General features: G+C 72.5%; 16 protein-coding genes. 9 read left to right on the top strand and 7 right to left on the bottom strand.

Translation table 11 applies throughout. From position 1 onward, the window contains the following. Positions 1-46 precede the first annotated feature (46 nt). On the top strand, positions 47-418 hold the full coding sequence (locus ACIP64_RS05190) for a winged helix-turn-helix transcriptional regulator (RefSeq protein ID WP_401582037.1): 372 nt from the start codon (positions 47-49) through the stop codon (positions 416-418). On the opposite strand, the gene ACIP64_RS05185 is transcribed toward ACIP64_RS05190, so the two are convergent. Next, the gene (locus ACIP64_RS05185) at positions 409-1,128 is read right to left on the bottom strand and encodes a hypothetical protein (RefSeq protein ID WP_401582034.1); all 720 of its coding nucleotides are present in this window, start codon (positions 1,126-1,128) and stop codon (positions 409-411) included. The two genes, ACIP64_RS05190 and ACIP64_RS05185, sit on opposite strands and share 10 nt — an antisense overlap. A gap of 230 nt (positions 1,129-1,358) precedes the next feature. On the opposite strand from ACIP64_RS05185, the gene ACIP64_RS05180 reads away from it, so the two are divergent. Next, positions 1,359-2,258, top strand: coding sequence for an LLM class flavin-dependent oxidoreductase (locus tag ACIP64_RS05180; RefSeq protein WP_401582031.1), 900 nt, complete (start codon positions 1,359-1,361; stop codon positions 2,256-2,258). Beyond that, the gene (locus tag ACIP64_RS05175; protein ID WP_401582028.1) at positions 2,255-3,562 is read left to right on the top strand and encodes an FAD-dependent oxidoreductase; all 1,308 of its coding nucleotides are present in this window, start codon (positions 2,255-2,257) and stop codon (positions 3,560-3,562) included. Before ACIP64_RS05180 ends, ACIP64_RS05175 begins: the two co-directional genes overlap by 4 nt. Before the next feature lie 72 nt (positions 3,563-3,634). On the opposite strand, the gene ACIP64_RS05170 is transcribed toward ACIP64_RS05175, so the two are convergent. Next, a complete protein-coding gene (locus ACIP64_RS05170) occupies positions 3,635-4,288 on the bottom strand; it encodes an FMN-dependent NADH-azoreductase (protein ID WP_401582025.1) in 654 nt (217 codons plus the stop codon). A 203-nt stretch (positions 4,289-4,491) separates the two neighbouring features. Here ACIP64_RS05170 and ACIP64_RS05165 point away from each other — a divergent pair, with 203 nt between their 5' ends. Together ACIP64_RS05165 and ACIP64_RS05160 are read left to right on the top strand one after the other, a co-directional pair. Then, entirely contained in the window at positions 4,492-4,932 is a 441-nt protein-coding gene (locus tag ACIP64_RS05165) for a winged helix-turn-helix transcriptional regulator (protein WP_401582023.1), read from the top strand. 216 nt (positions 4,933-5,148) lie between these two features. Continuing rightward, entirely contained in the window at positions 5,149-6,105 is a 957-nt protein-coding gene (locus tag ACIP64_RS05160) for a hypothetical protein (RefSeq protein ID WP_401582022.1), read from the top strand. A 49-nt stretch (positions 6,106-6,154) separates the two neighbouring features. Here the strand turns inward: ACIP64_RS05160 and ACIP64_RS05155 are convergent, their stop codons facing one another. The 5 genes from ACIP64_RS05155 to ACIP64_RS05135 form a co-directional block, all read right to left on the bottom strand. Further along, complete coding sequence (locus tag ACIP64_RS05155; protein WP_401582020.1) at positions 6,155-6,496, bottom strand: nitrile hydratase accessory protein; 342 nt, start codon at positions 6,494-6,496, stop codon at positions 6,155-6,157. Then, positions 6,493-7,089: a nitrile hydratase subunit alpha gene (gene nthA / locus ACIP64_RS05150; RefSeq protein WP_401582018.1), complete on the bottom strand. Its 597-nt coding sequence runs from the start codon at positions 7,087-7,089 to the stop codon at positions 6,493-6,495. The genes ACIP64_RS05155 and nthA overlap by 4 nt, the downstream gene beginning before the upstream one ends. Next, positions 7,086-7,757, bottom strand: a complete 672-nt coding sequence (gene nthB / locus ACIP64_RS05145) for a nitrile hydratase subunit beta (protein WP_401582015.1) — start codon at positions 7,755-7,757, stop codon at positions 7,086-7,088. The genes nthA and nthB overlap by 4 nt, the downstream gene beginning before the upstream one ends. 71 nt (positions 7,758-7,828) lie before the next feature. Then, positions 7,829-10,705, bottom strand: coding sequence for a SpoIIE family protein phosphatase (locus tag ACIP64_RS05140; protein WP_401582013.1), 2,877 nt, complete (start codon positions 10,703-10,705; stop codon positions 7,829-7,831). A gap of 93 nt (positions 10,706-10,798) precedes the next feature. Beyond that, positions 10,799-12,244 (bottom strand): WGR domain-containing protein, encoded by a 1,446-nt coding sequence (locus ACIP64_RS05135; protein WP_401582011.1) that lies wholly within the window; start codon positions 12,242-12,244, stop codon positions 10,799-10,801. 249 nt (positions 12,245-12,493) lie between these two features. Between ACIP64_RS05135 and ACIP64_RS05130 the strand changes: the two genes are divergently transcribed. The 4 genes from ACIP64_RS05130 to ACIP64_RS05115 all read left to right on the top strand — a co-directional run bounded on the left by ACIP64_RS05130 (position 12,494) and on the right by ACIP64_RS05115 (position 17,099). Further along, positions 12,494-13,906 carry an APC family permease gene (locus tag ACIP64_RS05130; protein WP_401582010.1) on the top strand — a complete coding sequence of 471 codons (1,413 nt, stop codon included), beginning with the start codon at positions 12,494-12,496 and terminating at the stop codon, positions 13,904-13,906. Continuing rightward, positions 13,903-14,922 carry an acetamidase/formamidase family protein gene (locus tag ACIP64_RS05125; RefSeq protein ID WP_401582007.1) on the top strand — a complete coding sequence of 340 codons (1,020 nt, stop codon included), beginning with the start codon at positions 13,903-13,905 and terminating at the stop codon, positions 14,920-14,922. Before ACIP64_RS05130 ends, ACIP64_RS05125 begins: the two co-directional genes overlap by 4 nt. 107 nt (positions 14,923-15,029) lie before the next feature. Then, complete coding sequence (locus ACIP64_RS05120) at positions 15,030-16,124, top strand: PP2C family protein-serine/threonine phosphatase (RefSeq protein WP_401582005.1); 1,095 nt, start codon at positions 15,030-15,032, stop codon at positions 16,122-16,124. Between the two features lie 150 nt (positions 16,125-16,274). Beyond that, positions 16,275-17,099, top strand: coding sequence for an LLM class F420-dependent oxidoreductase (locus ACIP64_RS05115; protein WP_401582003.1), 825 nt, complete (start codon positions 16,275-16,277; stop codon positions 17,097-17,099). Positions 17,100-17,105: the final 6 nt, after the last annotated feature.

The following is a 17,105-nucleotide window of genomic DNA, read 5'->3' as shown; positions in this document are numbered from 1 at the left end:
CGGCCGCAGCTCGTGGACGCCCGGCCCGGACGTTCCCGGTGCCGGGATGAGCGGGGAGCCGGGACCGGCCGAACCCGAGGAGCCGTGCCGTGAGGTGGACGCCACCCTGGCGCGCGTCTTCGGGCTGCTCGGCAAGCGCTGGACCGGCCTCGTCCTGGCCGTGCTGACCGGGTCGCCGACCTACTTCGCCCAACTGCGCCGCGCGGTCCCCGGGATCAGCGAGCGCATGCTCTCCGAGCGCCTGACCGAGCTGGTGGAGGCGGGCCTCGTCGTCAGGGACGTCGACCCCGGGCCCCCGCTGCGGGTCCGCTACGAGGTGACCGAGGCGGGCGCCGCCCTGCGCCCCGCCCTCACCGCGCTGAGCCGCTGGGCCGACGAGCACTATCCCGGGACGCAGGGCCATCCGCCTCAGCTGTAGCGCAGGTCGCTGATGTCGATCGCGACCATCAACTCGTCCGGCAGGGCCCTGCCGTCGTCGCCGCAGCGGTAGGCGCGGCGCTTCGAGGGCATGCGCAGCCCCTGGGCCTCGATGTAGTGGTGGACGTACTGGACGGCGGGGAACCCGCCCGCCACGTCGACGCGGTAGTCGTGCCGGCGCAGCAGCAGGTCGTCCCCGAACCAGAACTCCTGCTCGCGGCTGTGACTGGCGATGTCCTCGGGAAGGGCGGCCCGCAGCCCGTGCCACCGTTCGCCGTTCTCGTGCAGGTCCGGGAGGGGGGTGACCGTCACTCCCGGCATGGCGAGCAGGAAGGGGGTGGTCAGGTAGGTCCACATCGCGTAGCCGTTGAAATAGGCCCTCTGGAGGCCGTCCCAGGGCGTGGCGAACTCGTGTCCCGCGAAGGACGCGCGCGGGTCCGGGCGTTCCGCGACCACGGTCCCGTCGGTCCGCTCGATCGCCACGCGCCCGGGGGTGAACGCGGTCCGCTGGTCGGGCGCCCCGAAGGGCCGCACCGACGCCCGTTCCTCGTGGAGCCGGACGGTCATCTCCCGCGGGTCGGGATCCTGCGGCACCCCTTTGATCGCCCACAGCCCGCCTCCGGTGACGATCGTCGCGCGGACCTCGGAGAACTGCGCATAGCGGTCACTGCCGCCGTGCGCCTGGAGGATCTTCGCCAGTAACTGGTCCACAGCTCGGTGTCCCGTCGCCGGTCCCCGGCGACCCGGCGGGGTCGCTCCGGGTGGGGGGTGGTGCCGGTCCGGACTCCCGCCCGGAACAGGCCTTTCCGTTGATTTTCCCAGCACCGCGCCCGGCCCGCGAAGCGAGCGACGGGCCTGCCTCCGCCTGCGCGGCCACTTACTTCGGATAAGTAACTCACCTCCGACTTTGTGCCGCGGGGCGCGGTGCGCAGCGTGGAGGCATGAATGACTACGGACACCCCCTCTCGTTCGGGCTCAGCCTCGATCCCGACGCCGATGTGCTGCCCCGCACCAGGGCACTCGCGCACGAAGCCGAGGCGCGCGGCCTGGACTACCTTGCCGTCCAGGACCACCCGTACCAGCCCGGCCACCTCGACGCCTGGACCCTGATCGGGCACCTCTCCGGGACGACCCGCCGGATCTCGTTCCTCACCGACGTCGCGGATCTCCAGCTGCGACCACCGACCATGCTGGCGAAGGCGGCCGCGTCGCTCGGCGTGCTCACCGGCGGACGGGTCCAGCTCGGTGTCGGTGGCGGTGCCTTCCCGGAGGCCATCGCCTCCATGGGCGGTGTGCCCCGCAGCGGCGCGGCGATGGTCGGCTTCACCGAGGGGGCGCTGGGCCTGCTGCGCGGCGCCCTCGGCGGCGGGCCGGTGCGGCTGCGGGACGCGCACCACACCGTCGAGGGCTACCGGGCCGGACCGGTGCCCCCCACGCCGGTCGGGGTGTGGCTCGGCGCGCAGAAGCCGAGGATGCTCGCCCTGACCGGCCGCGCCGCCGACGGCTGGATCTCCCCGCTGAACATCTACGTGCCGCCCGAGCGGGTCCCCGGCGCCCAGCGTGTCATCGACGAGGCAGCCGAGGCGGCGGGGCGCGCCCCGGCGTCCATCCGCCGCGTCTACAACGTCATCGGGACGATCGGTGAGCCGCGCGGGCTGCCCGGGCTCGCAGGCGACGCCGGGCACTGGGCGGACACCCTCAGCGAGTGGGCGGTCGGCCTCGGCTTCGACACCTTCGTCTTCTGGCCGGCCGCCGAGCCGGAGAGGCAGCTCGCGGTGTTCGCCGAAGAGGTCGTCCCGGCGGTGCGCGAGCGCGTCGCACGCCTGCGGAGCGCCCGATGAACGCCGTCCCGCACCCGGTGCCCGCCGGGCTCGCGGGCAAACTCGTCGGGCCCGGGGACCGCCGCTACGGCGCGCTCCGGTCGACGTACACCCGGGTCGGCAGCCCGGCCCTGGTCGCGCTGCCGGAGTCCCCGCGCGATGTGGCGCGCGCCCTGGCCTTCGCCGCCGACCAGCGGCTGCGTGTCGCGGTCCGCAGCGGCGGTCACGGGCTGTCGGGCGCCGCGACCAACGACGGGGGACTGGTCGTCGACCTGAGCGCGATGCGCGGCGTACGGGTCCTCGACCGAGGGGCGCGCCTGGTACGGGTGGAGGCCGGTGCCCGCTGGGCCGAGGTGGCTCGGGCACTGGCCCCGCACGGGCTCGCCATCAGCTCCGGCGACCACGGCAACGTCGGCGTGGGCGGGCTGGCCACCGGCGGGGGCATCGGCTGGCTCGTGCGCTCGTACGGGCTGACCGTCGACCACGTGCGCGCCGTCGAAGTGGTGCTCGCCGACGGCTCGGTGGTCCGCGCCGACGCCGAGCACGAGCCCGATCTGCTGTGGGTCATGCGCGGGGCGGGAGCGGGCACGGCGACAGCGACCGCCTTCGAGATCGAGGCGGTCGAGCTCGGCAGGGTCGGGTACGCCGAGGCGACCGTCGTGGTGGACCCCGCCGGAACGGCCCTGCGCCGCTGGGCAGCCATGATGGCCGCGGCGCCCCGGGAGCTGTCCACCGCGGTGAACCTCTCCGGCCAGGGGTCCTTCGCGGTCGCCTCCGTCACCGCGGTCGTGGCCTCCGACAGCGAGTCCGTCGTCCGGCGCGCGCTGGAACCGCTCGCCGGCCTGGGCGACACCGTCCTCCAGCAGGCTTACGTCCTCCCGTACCCGCAGTTGCTCTCCACCGCCCAACTGCACGGACACAGCGGTCAGATGCCCGTGGTCACCACCAACGGCCTGCTCACGCGGATGACGCCGGAGGCCGCCCGCGGTCTGGTCGCGGCGGTCACCGCCCCGGAGCCCGTGCTGATCCAGATGCGGTCGCTGGGCGGCGCGGTCAACGACATGGACCCCGCCGCGACGGCCTACCCGCACCGTCACCAGCGGACCCTCGTCACCGCAACGGCCTTTCCTCCCGGGGACCGGGGGACGCTGTCGGCCGGGTGGAAGCCGCTGCTTCCGTACACCGACGGTGCCTATGTCAACTTCGAGAGCCATCCCGACGCGGAGACCTTCGCCCGCACCTACCCCGGGGAGACCGGTGCGCGCGTGGCCGCACTGCGGCAGCGGTACGACCCCGACGGTGTGCTGCGGCCCGGTATCCGCTGAGCACGAAGACGGCGCTCGCGTCCGGAATCCCGTTCCGGACGCGAGCGCCGTCGTCGCCTGCGCGCCGCGGCGTCAGCTCGCGGCGACGCGCAGCGCGATGTCCTTGCCCTTGACCGCGGCGTCCTCCAGGGCCCTGGCCCACGAGGCCTCGGCCAGGGGGACGAGCTCGCTCATGGCCGGGTTGGACGCCGCCGCGGTCAGCTCGGGGACGATGAAGTCGACGTCCAGGCCCATGTACTCGCCGAGGATGGAGCGCAGGTAGTTCTGCACGTACTCGGACGAGGCCCGGGGCGTGCCCGGCGCGTAGGAGCCGCCGCGGCTGGCGACGACGGTGACCGGGAGGTCCTTGACGGTGGAGTCCTCGCCGGTGGTGCGGCCGACCAGGAGCACTTGGTCGATCCAGCTCTTGAGCGTCGAGGGGATCGTGAAGTTGTACATCGGGGCGCCGAGGAGGACCGCGTCGGCGCGCTCCAGTTCCTCGATCAGCGCCAGGCGCCCGGCGAAGGCCGCCGCCTGCTCGGGGGTGCGGGCATGGGCGTCCACCAGGGCCGCCGAGAAGGCGGGCAGACCGAAGTGGGGCAGCGGGTCGGCGGCGAGGTCGCGGTGGAGCACGGTGCCGTCGGGATGCTGGGCCTGCCAGGCGTCGCGGAATGTCCGGGCCACGGTGCGGGAGGCGGAGTCCGTACCGGCGTGGAGGGAGGAGTCGATGTGGAGCAGGGTTGCCATGGTCTCTTCCGGGGTGGAGGGCGGTTCTGGGCGCGCCGCCGGCAGCGGCTGCCGCCGGCGGCGTCCAGGGCCTCTGATCAGCGGATTCCGCCCCTGAGCGGTAGGTGCTCCGGGAAGCGGGGGTCCGTGACCGGCCATGCGTCCACAGTCGGTCGGACAGCCGCTCCGGAACAAAGAAAGTATTAGGTGCTAATCTTGGGTAAGTGGAAGCGAGTACCCCGTCACCCCGGCCGCGCGAGGTCCGCGGCATCGACGACAGCAGTTGCCCGAACCTGCAGGGCGCCCTGGAACTGGTCGGGCGCCGCTGGACGGGCGGGATCCTGGAGGCCGCCTCGCACGGGGCCCGACGCTTCGGCGAGTACCGGGCCATGGTCACCGGAATCTCCGACCGGCTGCTCGCGCAGCGGCTGAAGGAGCTGGAGGCGGAGGGGCTCATCGAGCGCACGGTGGTGCCGACCACTCCCGTGCAGATCCGCTACAGTCTCGCCCCCGACGGCCGCACACTCGTGGAGGCCCTGCAACCCCTCGCCATGTGGAGCGCCCGGCGCCTCGGCCAGGTGGACCAGGCGCCCGTGCGGCGCCGCAGGACGTCCGCGGGCGGCGGCCACGGCGGCGGGGAAGGAAGCGGCACCGCGGACGGCTGAGGCCTCCGCGGCGTCCCGGCCCGCCGGCCCGCCGGCCCGCCGGCCCGCCGTACGGGGACATCTGACGGTACGTCCCCTGTGTCGGCCCGCCGCCGCCCACACCGTCCCGCCGACGTTAACGCGCGGGTCAACAAGCCACGTACAAAGCGTCATTGGGCGCCAGGAGAGTAGCGCCGCCTCGTTGCGCGTCCCTCCTCCTGACTCGGAGCCCCCCCCATGAAGCCCTGGCGAGCCTTCGGCGCCGCTGCGATGACGCTCTTCCTCTCCGTCGCCACCCTCGTGGCCGCGGGCCCGGCCCGGGCCGCGGCGCCGACCGACGCGGACCTTGCCTACCGCTGGGCCCCCCTCCACTACCAGGACACGTCGTCGGCGTACTACACCGCGGACTACCTCTCGCCCGTCGACTACGACGGCGACTGGAACACCCGCAACAACTGGGAGAACCTCGACGCCAACACCCAGCGGCTGACCGGCACCGCGTACTACTCGGTGGTGGAGACCTCCACCCACTGGTTCATCACGTACGCGTTCTTCCACCCCCGCGACTGGAAGGACTACCCGATCAACCTGACGGGCCACGAGAACGACATGGAGGGCGTGCTGGAGGTCGTCCGCAAGGACGGCAGCACCTACGGCAGCCTTCAGGCGGCCGTCACCCAGGCGCACGACAACTACTACTCCTACGTCCCGGCGGGCAGTCCCTTCACCGGCAACCGCGAGACGGTCGACGGCACCCTGTTCACGCAGGCGTACGACGGTGCGCAGCACCCGCTGGTGTTCCAGGAGGCCCGCGGCCACGGCATGTACAACTGGGACGGCGCCGACTTCGCGGGCGGTGACGGCATCGTCTACCGCCCCAGCCGCACGGGCGGCACCGTGCCCAGGAGCGGCAACGACCGGGCCGCGAGCTACCAGCTCGTCGACATCTTCGGCGCGGGGGGCCTGTGGGAGCGCCGCAACACCAACCCGCCGTACGCCTCATGGGGCACCTTCGCCGGTGACAACGGCAAGGACAACGCGGCGCACACGCCGTGGGGCTGGGACGACACCAACGACGGCAGCGACCTCCAGCGCGGTTCCATCGCGCCGGACCCGGCGTACCTGGTCTCGGTGTACTTCGGCAACACGGCCCCGCTGAGCCTGGCCTACACCCGCAACACCTACCGCTCCTGACGAAGCCTCCGGGCCGGCGGCGGAACGGTCGCCGGCCCGGAGGCGGAGGTCAGTGCGGGTGGTCGTGGCCCGCGGGGCGCCGGTCCAGGGCCCGGGCGCGGGCGGTGACCTCGTCGTCGGACACGGTGCCCTGGCCGGCGAGCACGTCCTCCAGGGCGCCGAGCCAGTGCTGGTAGTAGTTCCAGGGCTCGCCGTCCTGGTCGTGCGCGGCCTCCCAGACCGCGATCCGGGTGATCAGCGCGGCCTGGAACCGCGGCCAGGTGAACGCGCCGGCCTCGTAGAGGGTGACGGCCATGCCGAAGGCGCGGCTCTCCCACGGCTCGGCGAACATCAACTCCCCATTGGCACGAGGCGGGGCCGCCGGCCCCTCGGTGTCGAGCGGGGCGGTCACGGGGTCCTCGCCTTGGCCACGCCGACCATGGCGTCCCGGGTGACCAGCGGCACGAGCTGCTCCTCGGTCAGGTGCTCGGTGCCGGGCGGGCGTTCGGGCAGCACCAGCCAGCGCACCTCGCTGGTGGAGTCGCGCACGACGATCCGTACGCCGTCGTCGAGGTCGAGGCCCATCTCGGACAGCACGGCGCGCGGCTCCTTGACCACGCGGGCGCGGTAGGCCGGGTCCTTGTACCAGCTCGGCGGCAGCCCGAGCACCGGCCACGGGTAGCACGAACACAGCGTGCACACGATGACGTTGTGGATGGCCGGGGTGTTCTCGACGACCACGATGTGCTCACCCTGCGGCCCCGTGAAGCCCAGTTCCGCGATGGCGGCGGTCCCGTCGTCGAGCAGCCGGCGCCGGTACTCCGGGTCGGTCCATGCCCTCGCGACGACCTTGGCGCCGTTCAGGGGGCCGATGGTGGTCTCGTACTCGGTGATGAGCCCGTCCATCACCTTCGGGTCGATCAGGCCCCGCTCGGTGAGGAGTTGCTCCAGGGCCTCGGCGCGCAGCGCCACGGGCGGGCGCACGCCCGGTCCGGCGGTGGTCATGAAAGTGTCTCCAGATAGCTCTCGTACAACTCGGCGGTGACCTCGAAGGGTTCCGACCCGGCGCCCCACAACTCCCGTGAGTCGAAGCGCACCGAGTAGACGTGCTGCGGATGCTCACCCTTGAAGTGGGCATTGGTGTCCGGCAGTACGGCGGCGGGCTGGACCGCCTCGACGACGCCGGCGTGCCCCCGGACATAGCCCGGCATCCGGGTGTGACCGGGCGGCGAGATGTCCTTGGCGCGGACGCGCTCGCCGACGGCGAAGGCGGGCGGGGTGTCCACGGCGCGCATCCAGCCGTCTTGGGCCGGTGCGGGGGCGGGCCTGGGGTGCTCGGGCGCCGGAGGCTCGGCCGTGTGCCCGCCGAGCAGGTTGCGGGCGCGGGCGTCGACGGCGCCCGGCGCGAGGAAGTCCGTCTCGGTGAGCATCAGCTCCGCGCCGTTGAGCCAGCGCCCGTAGTAGCCGTCGTCCAGGTAGGCCGCCCGGTCCAGCCGCTCGACCGTGTGGCGGAAGGCGTCCGTGTTGAGGCCGCCGCAGGCGAGCCGGATGGAGGCCATCCCCAGCGCGAAGGCGCGGCCCTGCCAGGGTTCCGCGAAGACCGGTTCGTCGTCGCGCGACGGGGGGACACGGCCCCAGCCGTCCGTGCCGCCCATGTCGGCGATTCCCTCCATGGCACCACCTCTCGCACCTCGCCAGGAACGGACAAATGCATACAGAGCCCATTCTGTGGGGTCCGGGGTGCTCAAGCGAGGGGCGGCACGGCGTCCACGTCGAATTCCTCCAGCGGCGGGACGGGCGCGCCGTTGCCGGGCACCTGCTGCGCCGTCCAGATGCACTTGCCGTTCGAGGTGTAGCGGGTGCCCCAGCGCTGGGAGAGCGAGGCGACGAGCTGCAGCCCCCGGCCGCCCTCGTCCGTCTCGGAGGGATGCCGGATACGGGGCATCGTCAGGCTGCCGTCGGCGACCTCGCAGATCAGCTCGGTGTCCCGCAGCAGCCGCAGCCGCATCGGCCCCTTCGCGTGCCGGACGACATTGCCGATCAGCTCGCTGGCGAGCAGTTCCGTCGTCGGCGTCAGCTCGTCCAGTTCCCAGTCCGACAGCTGCTCCCGGACGAGCCCGCGGGCGAGCGCGGCCGCCTGCGGGTCCTGGGGGAGCGGCCAGGAGGCCATCCGGTCCGCGGGGAGGGCGTGCATACGGGCGATCAGGAGCGCGATGTCGTCCGTGGTGGTCCGCCCGGCGGGCAGCAGGTTGGTGATGACGGTGTCGCAGAGCCGGTCCAGGTCCTCGCCGCCCGAGCTGCGCAGCAGGTGCGCGAGGTCGGACAGGCCCTGGTCGATCTCCCGCTCGGACGACTCGACCAGGCCGTCGGTGAAGAGCACCAGCAGACTCTCCCGCGGGATCTCCATCTCGACGGTCTCGAACGGCGGCTCCGCCGCGCCGAGGGGCGGGTTCGGGGCTGCCTCGGGGAAATGGACCGTGCCGTCCGGATGCACGACGGCCGGTGGCGGATGCCCTGCGCGGGTGATGCTGCACGAACCGGTGGTGGAGTCGTACAGCGCGTAGAGGCAGGTGGCGTAGGAGTCCTCGCCGAGACCGCTGACGATGTCGTTGAGGTGGCTCATGATCTCGTCGGGGGGCAGCTCCAGGCCGGCGAGCGTGTGGACGGCGGTGCGCAGCCGGCCCATGGTCACGGCCTCGGACAGGCCGTGGCCCATCACGTCGCCGATCACGAGCGCGACCCGGCCGGCCGACAGCGGGATGACGTCGTACCAGTCGCCCCCGACGTCCGCGCCCTGTTCCGTCGGCAGGTAGCGGGCGGCGAGCGAGCACGACTGGAGGGTGGGCAGCTGCTGGGGGAGCAGCGCGCTCTGCAGCTCCCTGGACCGGGTGTGCTCGGCGTCGTACAGCCGCGCGCGTTCCAGGGCGTGGGCCACCAGGGCGCTGATGGTGCTCAGCAGCGTGCGTTCCTCGTCGGTGAGGCGGCGGGGCCCGTCGAAGGCGACCACGCAGATCCCGAAGGTGAGACCGGAGGCGATCAGCGGCAGGAAGGCCCACGACTGCTTCCCGATCATGCCCGGACGGTCGGCCATGGTGGGGTACCGCTCCGCGTACTCCTCGGCGGAGGAGACGAACAGCGGTTCACTGGTGGACAGCGACTGCCATCCCGGGTCCTCCACGGCCCGCGGACGGCCCTCGAGGCCGTCCAGGAAGGCCTGCGGATAGCCGACGGAGCCCACGGTGTAGACGCGGTCGCCCTCGATCGCCTGCACCAGCAGACCGGAGGCGCCGAACGGGGGCAGCACCCGCTGGGCCACCGCGTCCACCACGTCGCGCGACGTGGTCGCCGCGGCGAGGGCCGCGGTGAGTTCGGCGATCCGGGCCGAGCGCTCGGTGGAGGCCCGCTCGGAGGCGACCCGCTCGGCCTCGCGCCGCCGCCGGTCGGTGACATCGGTGAAGTACAGGGTGACGCCGTCGGGGACCGGCACGAGCCGCAGGTGGAAACAGGACCCCCGGTCGGGCAGCCCCACGTCGAAGCTCGTGGGCACCGCCTTGGCGGCGGCCTCGCGGCAGCGCGCCTCCAGGCCGGGTATCTGCCGCAGCGACGGCAGCGTCCACAGCACGCGGTCGAAGAGCTCCTCCTCGGGGGAGCCCAGCATGTTCTCCGCCATGAGGTTGACGAACGTGATGCGCCAGTCGTCGTCCACGGACAGGAAACCGTCGCTCATGTGCCGCAGGGCTCGGCTGAGCGCGGCACGGGCCGAGCGGGAGTCGCTGCTCTCCCAAGCCGTGCCGATCATCCGGTAGGGTTCGCCGGTGTCGTCGAGCACCACCTTGGCGCGGGTCTCGGTCCACGCGTAACCGCCGTCCGGACGCCGCACGCGGTACTCGGCCTCGAACACGCCCCGGTTGCGGATGGCCTTCTCGGCGGCGGCGAGCGTCCACGGCAGGTCGTCGGGGTGGACCACCTTCATCCAGCTCTCGACCCGGGGCACGAAGTCGGCGGGGTCGGTGCCGTAGACGGCCATGGCGGCGTCGTCCCAGGCCAGGTCTCCGGTGCGGATGTTCCAGTCCCAGGTGCCCACCTCGACCGCCTTGAGCGCCTGCCGCAGGCCGGTGCCGGTGGGGTCCTCGTGGAGGGGGCGGGCGGGGGGCGGGGACTGGCCCATGCGCTCCTGCGCCCAGGCGGCCACCGCCGCCAGGAACTCCCACTGCTCCCGCGTGGGCTCTCCCCCGGAACCGGTGACCACGGTGAGCGATCCGACCGGGATCTCCCCGTCCGACAGGAGTACCGCCGCCAGACCCGTGCCGGGCCACGCCCGCGTTCCGGGCGGCTGCGCGCTCCCGGCGGCCCCGTGCGGGGCCCACAGCCCTTCTTCCCGGTCCAGCACGCGGGCCGGCACGGCCGCGCTGTCCTGATCGATGATCTCCCAGTGCCGCACGAGGGCGGGGGACAGCCCCACGGTCGACACCAGGCGAAGCGCGGACATGGGCCCGCACAGGTGGACCGTTCCGCCCAGCCCGCCCAATCCGGCCACCGCCTGCTGGATCGCGAGCCGGAGCACCTCGCCTTCCGTGATGCCCTTCTCGACGGCGGAGAGCAGTGCCAATCGGTCGTTCACCATGTAAATGTACATTTCTGGAGGAAACCTGGCAGGTGGCGCCGTACGACGTCGCCGAACGCGTGCGGGCGGGCGCGGGCCCGCGAGGGCCGTTCACAAGAGGCGCTTGATGTCCCCGCGGGCCCGGTAGAAGCCGCCGCGCGTGGAGGCCAGGACCTCGTAGACCACGTAGCGGGCGCCCACGACGCGGATGTCCTTGGGGAACTGCACGTGCCAGGACGGGTCGTAGCCCGGGGAGACCACGCGTACACGGGTGCGGGAGCCCTCCCCCAGACACTCGACCACGATGCCCTGCGCGGGGGCGGCCGGCGCGACGTGGACCGTGGCGAGCTCCCGCGCGGGTGTGACCCGCTCCCACCCGGTGGCCTTGACGTCCGCGGTCCGCGGCAGCCGGCCGCCCTCCGCCTCGCGCACCGCGCTCTCGCTCGCGTCGATGCAGGCCAGCGAGCCGTCCGTGGTGACGATGTAGAGACGCTCGTCGCGGTACTGCATGGAGTAGGCCGAGCCGCAGCCGGTACCGAGCTTCCACAGCCGCGTGCCGTCGGCGGCGAAGCAGTAGATGGACGAGGTGTTGTCGCCGGCGAAGACGTAGCGGCCGTCGGGCGAGGTGGCGCAGGAGAAGACGGCGGAGTCGCAGCGGTACCGGGCGCGCTCGGCACCGTCGGCCTTGGCGAGCCGGTGGACCCGGCCGCGGGCGGTGCCGGCGAACACCTCGTCCGCCTCCTGCCATCCGAACAGCACCGGGCCCTGGGTGGCGACCGACCAGAGCGGCGCGCCGTCGCGGGCTCCGTACATGGCCACGCCGCGCGAGTCGCCGTGGAAGACGCCCCGGTCGTCGCAGCGGACCATCCAGGCGCTGTCACCCGGGCCCGAACGCCGCCACTGGAACTCGTCCTCGTGGTCGACGGTGGTGACACCGCCCTGGGCGTCGGACACCCCGAGGAGCCCGTCGTGGATGTCGAGCCAGTAGATGTCGACGTCCTCGGCGATCTCGTAGGCGACGTGCGGCACCTTGCCGCTCAGGTCGTAGACGCGGCCGTCGTCGCAGCCCGCGTAGATCCAGAAGTCGTCGGCCACGATGCACTTCACACCGTCGGGCAGGCCGAAGCGGCCGGTCACCCGGCCGTCGTGGGCAAGGGTGAAGACGTCGCCGCGCTGATTGCCGATCCAGACGTGGTCCTCGCCGACGAAGATGCCGAAGGCCGGGGCGCCGGAGGAGAAGCGCCACAGGACGGGGGCCTGACGCGCTGTCGAACGGCTGCTGGTGATCTCGCGCCGGGTGACCGCACGCCGCTCACGCAGGCCCCGCACCGCCGGGGCGTACCCCTTGCGGACCTTCTCGCCCACCTTGCGCGCCGCGGCGGCCGACGCCTTCTCCACGGTCGGGTAGCCGGCCGAACGCGTCTGGCCCTGTTCGCCGATCCGCCCGAAGGCGATGGTCACCTCGGTGCCCGAGTGCCGCACCTCGTAGTACTTGTGGGCGCCGCCGCCCTCCTCGGAGAGTTCGAGGTAGGTGGTGGACCCGGTGGTCGCGGGCATGGCTGACCCTTCTTCGTGCGGAGCGCAAGGAGGCATCGGACCCGAGGACCTGAGCGCCCGTCAGGCGGGCACGGCCCTCTCGATACCCAGGACTCTAGGGCGGGGCACTGACACCGCCCCCGACGCCGCTCGTCCTGCCGGCACCGGCACGGCCGCCTGATTCCTTCTGTCACAGGCGTTCCCCTGTCCCCGGCACGCCCCCTAAGATCACCCCGCCAGTCACGGGACCGCGGCCGCCGGGGAGGCGACGTGAGCAACAGCGCACGGGGTGGGGAAGAACTCGAGACGTACGGCTACACACAGCAGTTGGCGAGGTCGCTCGGCTTCTGGGACCTGGTGGTCTACGGCCTGGTCTTCATGGTGCCGATCGCGCCGTTCGGCATCTTCGGCGGGGTCTTCCAGGGCGCGGGCGGCATGGTCGCCCTCGCGTACGCCGTCGGCATGCTGGCGATGATGTTCACCGCGCACTCGTACGCGCAGATGTCGCGGGCCTTCCCGATGGCCGGGTCGGTGTACTCGTACGCGGGGCGGGGCATCGGCGCGCCCTTCGGTTTCCTGTCCGGCTGGATGATCCTGCTCGACTACATCCTGGTGCCCGCGCTGCTCTACCTGGTCGCCGCCGTCGCCATGAACTCGCTGGTCGCCTCGGTGCCGGTGTGGCTCTGGCTGATCGGCTTCGTGGTGCTGAACACCGTCGTGAACTGGTTCGGCATCGAGATGACCGCCAGGATCAACAAGATCATGCTCGCCGCCGAACTGGTCGTGCTCGCGATCTTCCTGGTGGTGGGTGTCGTCGCGGTCGCCCAGGGCAAGGGCAACGGCTTCAGCTTCCACGCCTTCTACGACGCCCACACCTTCTCGTGGTCCCTGGTCTTCGGGGCGGTGTCGATCGCGGTCCTCAGCTTCCTCGGCTTCGACGGGATCTCGACCCTGGCCGAGGAGAACCGCGACTCCGCCAAGGCGATCGGCCGGTCGATGGTCGCCGCGCTGCTGCTCGCCGGCGTGCTGTTCATCGTGCAGACCTGGGTCGCGGCGATGCTCGTGCCCCATCCGCAGACGCTCATCAGCGACGGCGACCCGGACGGCACCGCCTTCTACGACGCCGCCCGCGTGGCCGGGGGCGCCTGGCTGGGGACGCTGAGCGCCCTGGCCACCGCGATCGCCTGGGGCTTCGCCAACTCCCTGGTCGCCCAGGCGGCCACCTCCCGGCTGCTCTTCGCGATGGCCCGCGACCGCCAACTGCCCGGCTTCCTCGCCAGGATCGACGTCCGCCGCCGGGTCCCGGTCAACGCGACCTTCCTCGTCGCCGTGGTCTCGCTGGGGCTGGGCCTGTACATGAACTCCCGGCCGGACGGCATCACTCTGCTCGGTTCCCTGGTCAACTTCGGTGCGATGACGGCCTTCCTGGTGCTCCATGTCTCCGTCGTCGTCCACTACGTCGTCCGCCGCGGCAGCCGGGACTGGTGGCGCCACCTGGTCGCGCCGGCGATAGGCTTCGCGATCCTCACCTACGTCGTGATCAACGCCAAGGTCGCCGCCCAGCGCCTCGGCTTCCTCTGGCTGGCGATCGGTGTGATCCTGCTGGTCGGCCTGCTGCTCGCGGGCCGCCGTCCCGAACTGCCCAACGAGAACTCCGCGGCCGAGGAGGCCGGACACGCATGAGTGACATCGACGTCGTGACGCTCCACCCCGACCCCGAGCAGTACGCCTACACCTTCGGCGGCCGCGAGCCGCTGCTGCGGGTGCGCCCCGGAACGGTCGTGGAGCTCTTCACCGAGGACTGCTTCGGCGGCCGGGTCCGGGGGGCGGACGACCTCCCGAGCAGGGTGTGCGAGTTCCCCTACCTCAACCCCGTCACGGGCCCGATCCACGTCGAGGGCGCGGAGCCGGGCGACACCCTCGCCGTGCACTTCGTCGACATCGCGCCCGCGCGGGACTGGGCGGTGTCCACCACCTTCCCGCACTTCGGCGCGCTGACCACGACCCACTCCACGGCGATGCTCCACGACCCGCTGCAGGAGGTGGTCTGGCGGTACGGCATCGACCGCGACCGCAACAGCTGCCGCTTCCAGGCCCGGTTCTCCGACCACACCGTCGACCTGCCGCTGGACCCGATGCACGGCACCGTCGGTGTCGCGCCGGCGGCCGGCGAGGTCATCATGAGCATCACCCCCGGTGCGCACGGCGGGAACATGGACACCCCCGAGATGCGCGCGGGCACCACCCTCTACCTGGGCGTCAATGTGCCCGGGGCCCTGCTGTCGATCGGCGACGGCCACGCCCGGCAGGGTGAGGGCGAGGTCTGCGGCACTGCCGTGGAGGCCGCGATGCACACCGTGGTCGTGATCGACCTGATCAAGGGCGGCGCGCCGGCCTGGCCGCGCCTGGAGGACGACCGCTTCCTCATGTCGACCGGGTCGGTGCGCCCGCTGGAGGACGCCTACCGGATCAGCCAGCACGATCTGATCGGCTGGACGGCGTCCCTCACCGGACTGCACCAGCTCGACGCGTACCAGCTGGTCAGCCAGGCAGGACTGGCGCCGATCGGCAACGTGGTGGACACCAACTACACCGTGGTCGCCAAGCTCGCCAAGTCCGTCCTGGACGGTGTGCCCGCCTACGACGGGCTGCACCGCGCCCTGCGCGAGAAGGGGCTGGAGTACCTCCGCCTGCGCTGAGCACTCTCCGGGGTGTCGATTCACCCCGGAGAGTGCGCGGGGTGGCCGGCGGGGCCGCGTTTGGGGAGTCTGGGGTGACAGTCGTGGGACGGACCCCGGGAGGACGCGTGGGGAGGGCGGACACATGGAGCCCGGACGGCCACAAGGACGTGGCCCGGTACGTCCGGGCGCTCCCGATGACGCTCCTGGCCTGCGGCGCCGCGGTGGACTACCTCACCCCCGCCCAGTACACCGGTACGGCGTTCTACTCCGTCGCCCCGATGCTCGCCGCCCTGGTGCTGTCGATGAACGGGACCATGCTGGTGGGCCTGGGGGCGATCGCCGCCGACCTGGCGATCATCGCCCGCTACCGGTACCTGCCCACGCTCGCCGGCATGAGCGAGCTGCTGTCCGTCGCGGTGGTCGCGGTGGTGGCCGTGTGGATCAACCGGGTGCTCCACGCCCGGGAGGTGCGCCTGCGTTCGGCCCGGTCCGTCTCCGCGACCGTGCAGCGGGCGGTGCTGCCCGAACCACCCACGCGCGCGGGCCCGTTGCGGATCGCCGCGCGCTACGAGGCGGCCGACGAGGAGGCCGGGATCGGCGGGGACCTGTACGCGGTGCAGGACACCCCCCGAGGGCTGCGGTGTGTTGTGGGGGATGTCCGGGGCAAGGGCATGGAGGCCGTCGAGGCCGCGACGCTGGTGCTCGGCATCTTCCGGATGGCCGCCGGGGAGGAGACGACACTCGCCGCGGTGGCCGTCCAGATGCACCGTGTCCTGTGCCGGGAGATCGTGCGGCGCGGACGGCTGGACGCGCTGGAGTGGTTCGCCACGGTGGTGCTGGCGGAGTTCCCCCGGGGCTCGCGGGAGGTGCTGCTGGTCAACCTCGGCCATCCCGCGCCGCTGCTGCTCACGGAGGGCGGGGTGCGGTCCGCCGATCCCTCGCGGTACGCCATGCCGCTCGGTGTGGGGCTCGACAAGGGGTCCGTGGTGGTCGACAGGGTGCCGTTCCCGGCGGGCTCGACGCTGCTGCTGTGCACGGACGGCGTCACCGAGGCGCGCGACACCCGCGGCAGCTTCTACGACCCGGTGACCCGCCTCACCGGGGTCGGCTTCGGCGAGCCGGCGGAACTGCTGGGGGCGCTGGTCACCGATGTCTACCGGCACGTGGGCGGACCGCGCAACGACGACATGGCGCTGCTCGCCGTCACCTCCGACGGATGACGGCCCCGGCCTCCGCGCGCTGCTCGCCGTCCTGACGGGTGGTGGCCGATGCTCCTGACGGGTGGTGCGGCGCTCGTGGGCCGCCTGCGCGGGTAGTCAGCACGTTCGGTGGCAGCCGTCACCCGTTCCCTTCCACCCGACGGAGCCGTCGTGAAATTCGGAGTGTCGACGTTCATCACCGACCAGGGCATCCGCCCCGCCCCGCTCGGGGCCGCGCTGGAGGAGCGCGCGTTCGACTCGCTGTTCATCGCGGAGCACAGTCACATCCCCGTGAAGCGCGAGTCCCCGTACCCGGGCGGCGGTGAACTGCCCGAGATGTACTACCGGACGCTCGACCCCTTCGTCGCCCTCGCCGTGATCGCGACCGTCACCGAGCGCCTGCTGCTGGGCACCGGCATCGCACTGATCCCGCAGCGCGACCCGTTCCACACGGCGAAGGAGGTCGCCACGCTGGACCTGGTGTCCGGCGGCAGGGCGGTCCTCGGCGTCGGCATCGGGTGGAACCGCGAGGAGATGCGGGACCACGGCACCGATCCCCGGACGCGGGGCCCGCTCACCGACGAGAGGCTCGGCGCCATCCTGCAGTTGTGGACCGCGGAGAAGGCGGAGTTCCACGGCGAGTTCGTGGACTTCGACCCCGCCTTCGCCTGGCCCAAGCCGGTACAGCGCCCGCATCCGCCGATCTACGTGGGCGGCGGCGAGGGCGGCTTCCACCGGGTCGCCCGGTTCGGCGACGCCTGGCTGGCGAACGACACGACTCCGGAGAGGCTGTCCGCGTCCCTGGAGAAGCTGCGCTCCGTCGCGGGGCGGCAGGTGCCGGTGACGGTCTACGGGGTGCCCGGCGACGCCGCGCAGGTCGAGGGCTACCTCGCTCTCGGCGTGGAACGGGTGCTGTTCAACCTGCCGACGCTGCCCGAGCGGGACTCGCTCGCGCACCTGGACCGGCTGGCCGACCTCGCCGGCCGGTACCGGTGAGTGCCC

The sequence above is a fragment of the Streptomyces sp. NPDC088733 genome (assembly GCF_044751185.1).
Taxonomy (GTDB): domain Bacteria; phylum Actinomycetota; class Actinomycetes; order Streptomycetales; family Streptomycetaceae; genus Actinacidiphila.
This window is presented reverse-complemented; position numbering and strand designations above follow the sequence as displayed.

Bases quoted from the DNA above. Each gene is read 5' to 3' on its own strand.
- ACIP64_RS05135 (WP_401582011.1), bottom strand. From the start codon at position 12,244: ATGCCCGCGACCACCGGGTCCACCACCTACCTCGAACTCTCCGAGGAG.
- ACIP64_RS05170 (WP_401582025.1), bottom strand. From the start codon at position 4,288: ATGGCAACCCTGCTCCACATCGACTCCTCCCTCCACGCCGGTACGGAC.
- ACIP64_RS05125 (WP_401582007.1), top strand. From the start codon at position 13,903: ATGAGTGACATCGACGTCGTGACGCTCCACCCCGACCCCGAGCAGTAC.
- ACIP64_RS05180 (WP_401582031.1), top strand. From the start codon at position 1,359: ATGAATGACTACGGACACCCCCTCTCGTTCGGGCTCAGCCTCGATCCC.
- ACIP64_RS05190 (WP_401582037.1), top strand. From the start codon at position 47: ATGAGCGGGGAGCCGGGACCGGCCGAACCCGAGGAGCCGTGCCGTGAG.
- nthA (WP_401582018.1), bottom strand. From the start codon at position 7,089: ATGACCACCGCCGGACCGGGCGTGCGCCCGCCCGTGGCGCTGCGCGCC.
- ACIP64_RS05160 (WP_401582022.1), top strand. From the start codon at position 5,149: ATGAAGCCCTGGCGAGCCTTCGGCGCCGCTGCGATGACGCTCTTCCTC.
- ACIP64_RS05175 (WP_401582028.1), top strand. From the start codon at position 2,255: ATGAACGCCGTCCCGCACCCGGTGCCCGCCGGGCTCGCGGGCAAACTC.
- nthB (WP_401582015.1), bottom strand. From the start codon at position 7,757: ATGGAGGGAATCGCCGACATGGGCGGCACGGACGGCTGGGGCCGTGTC.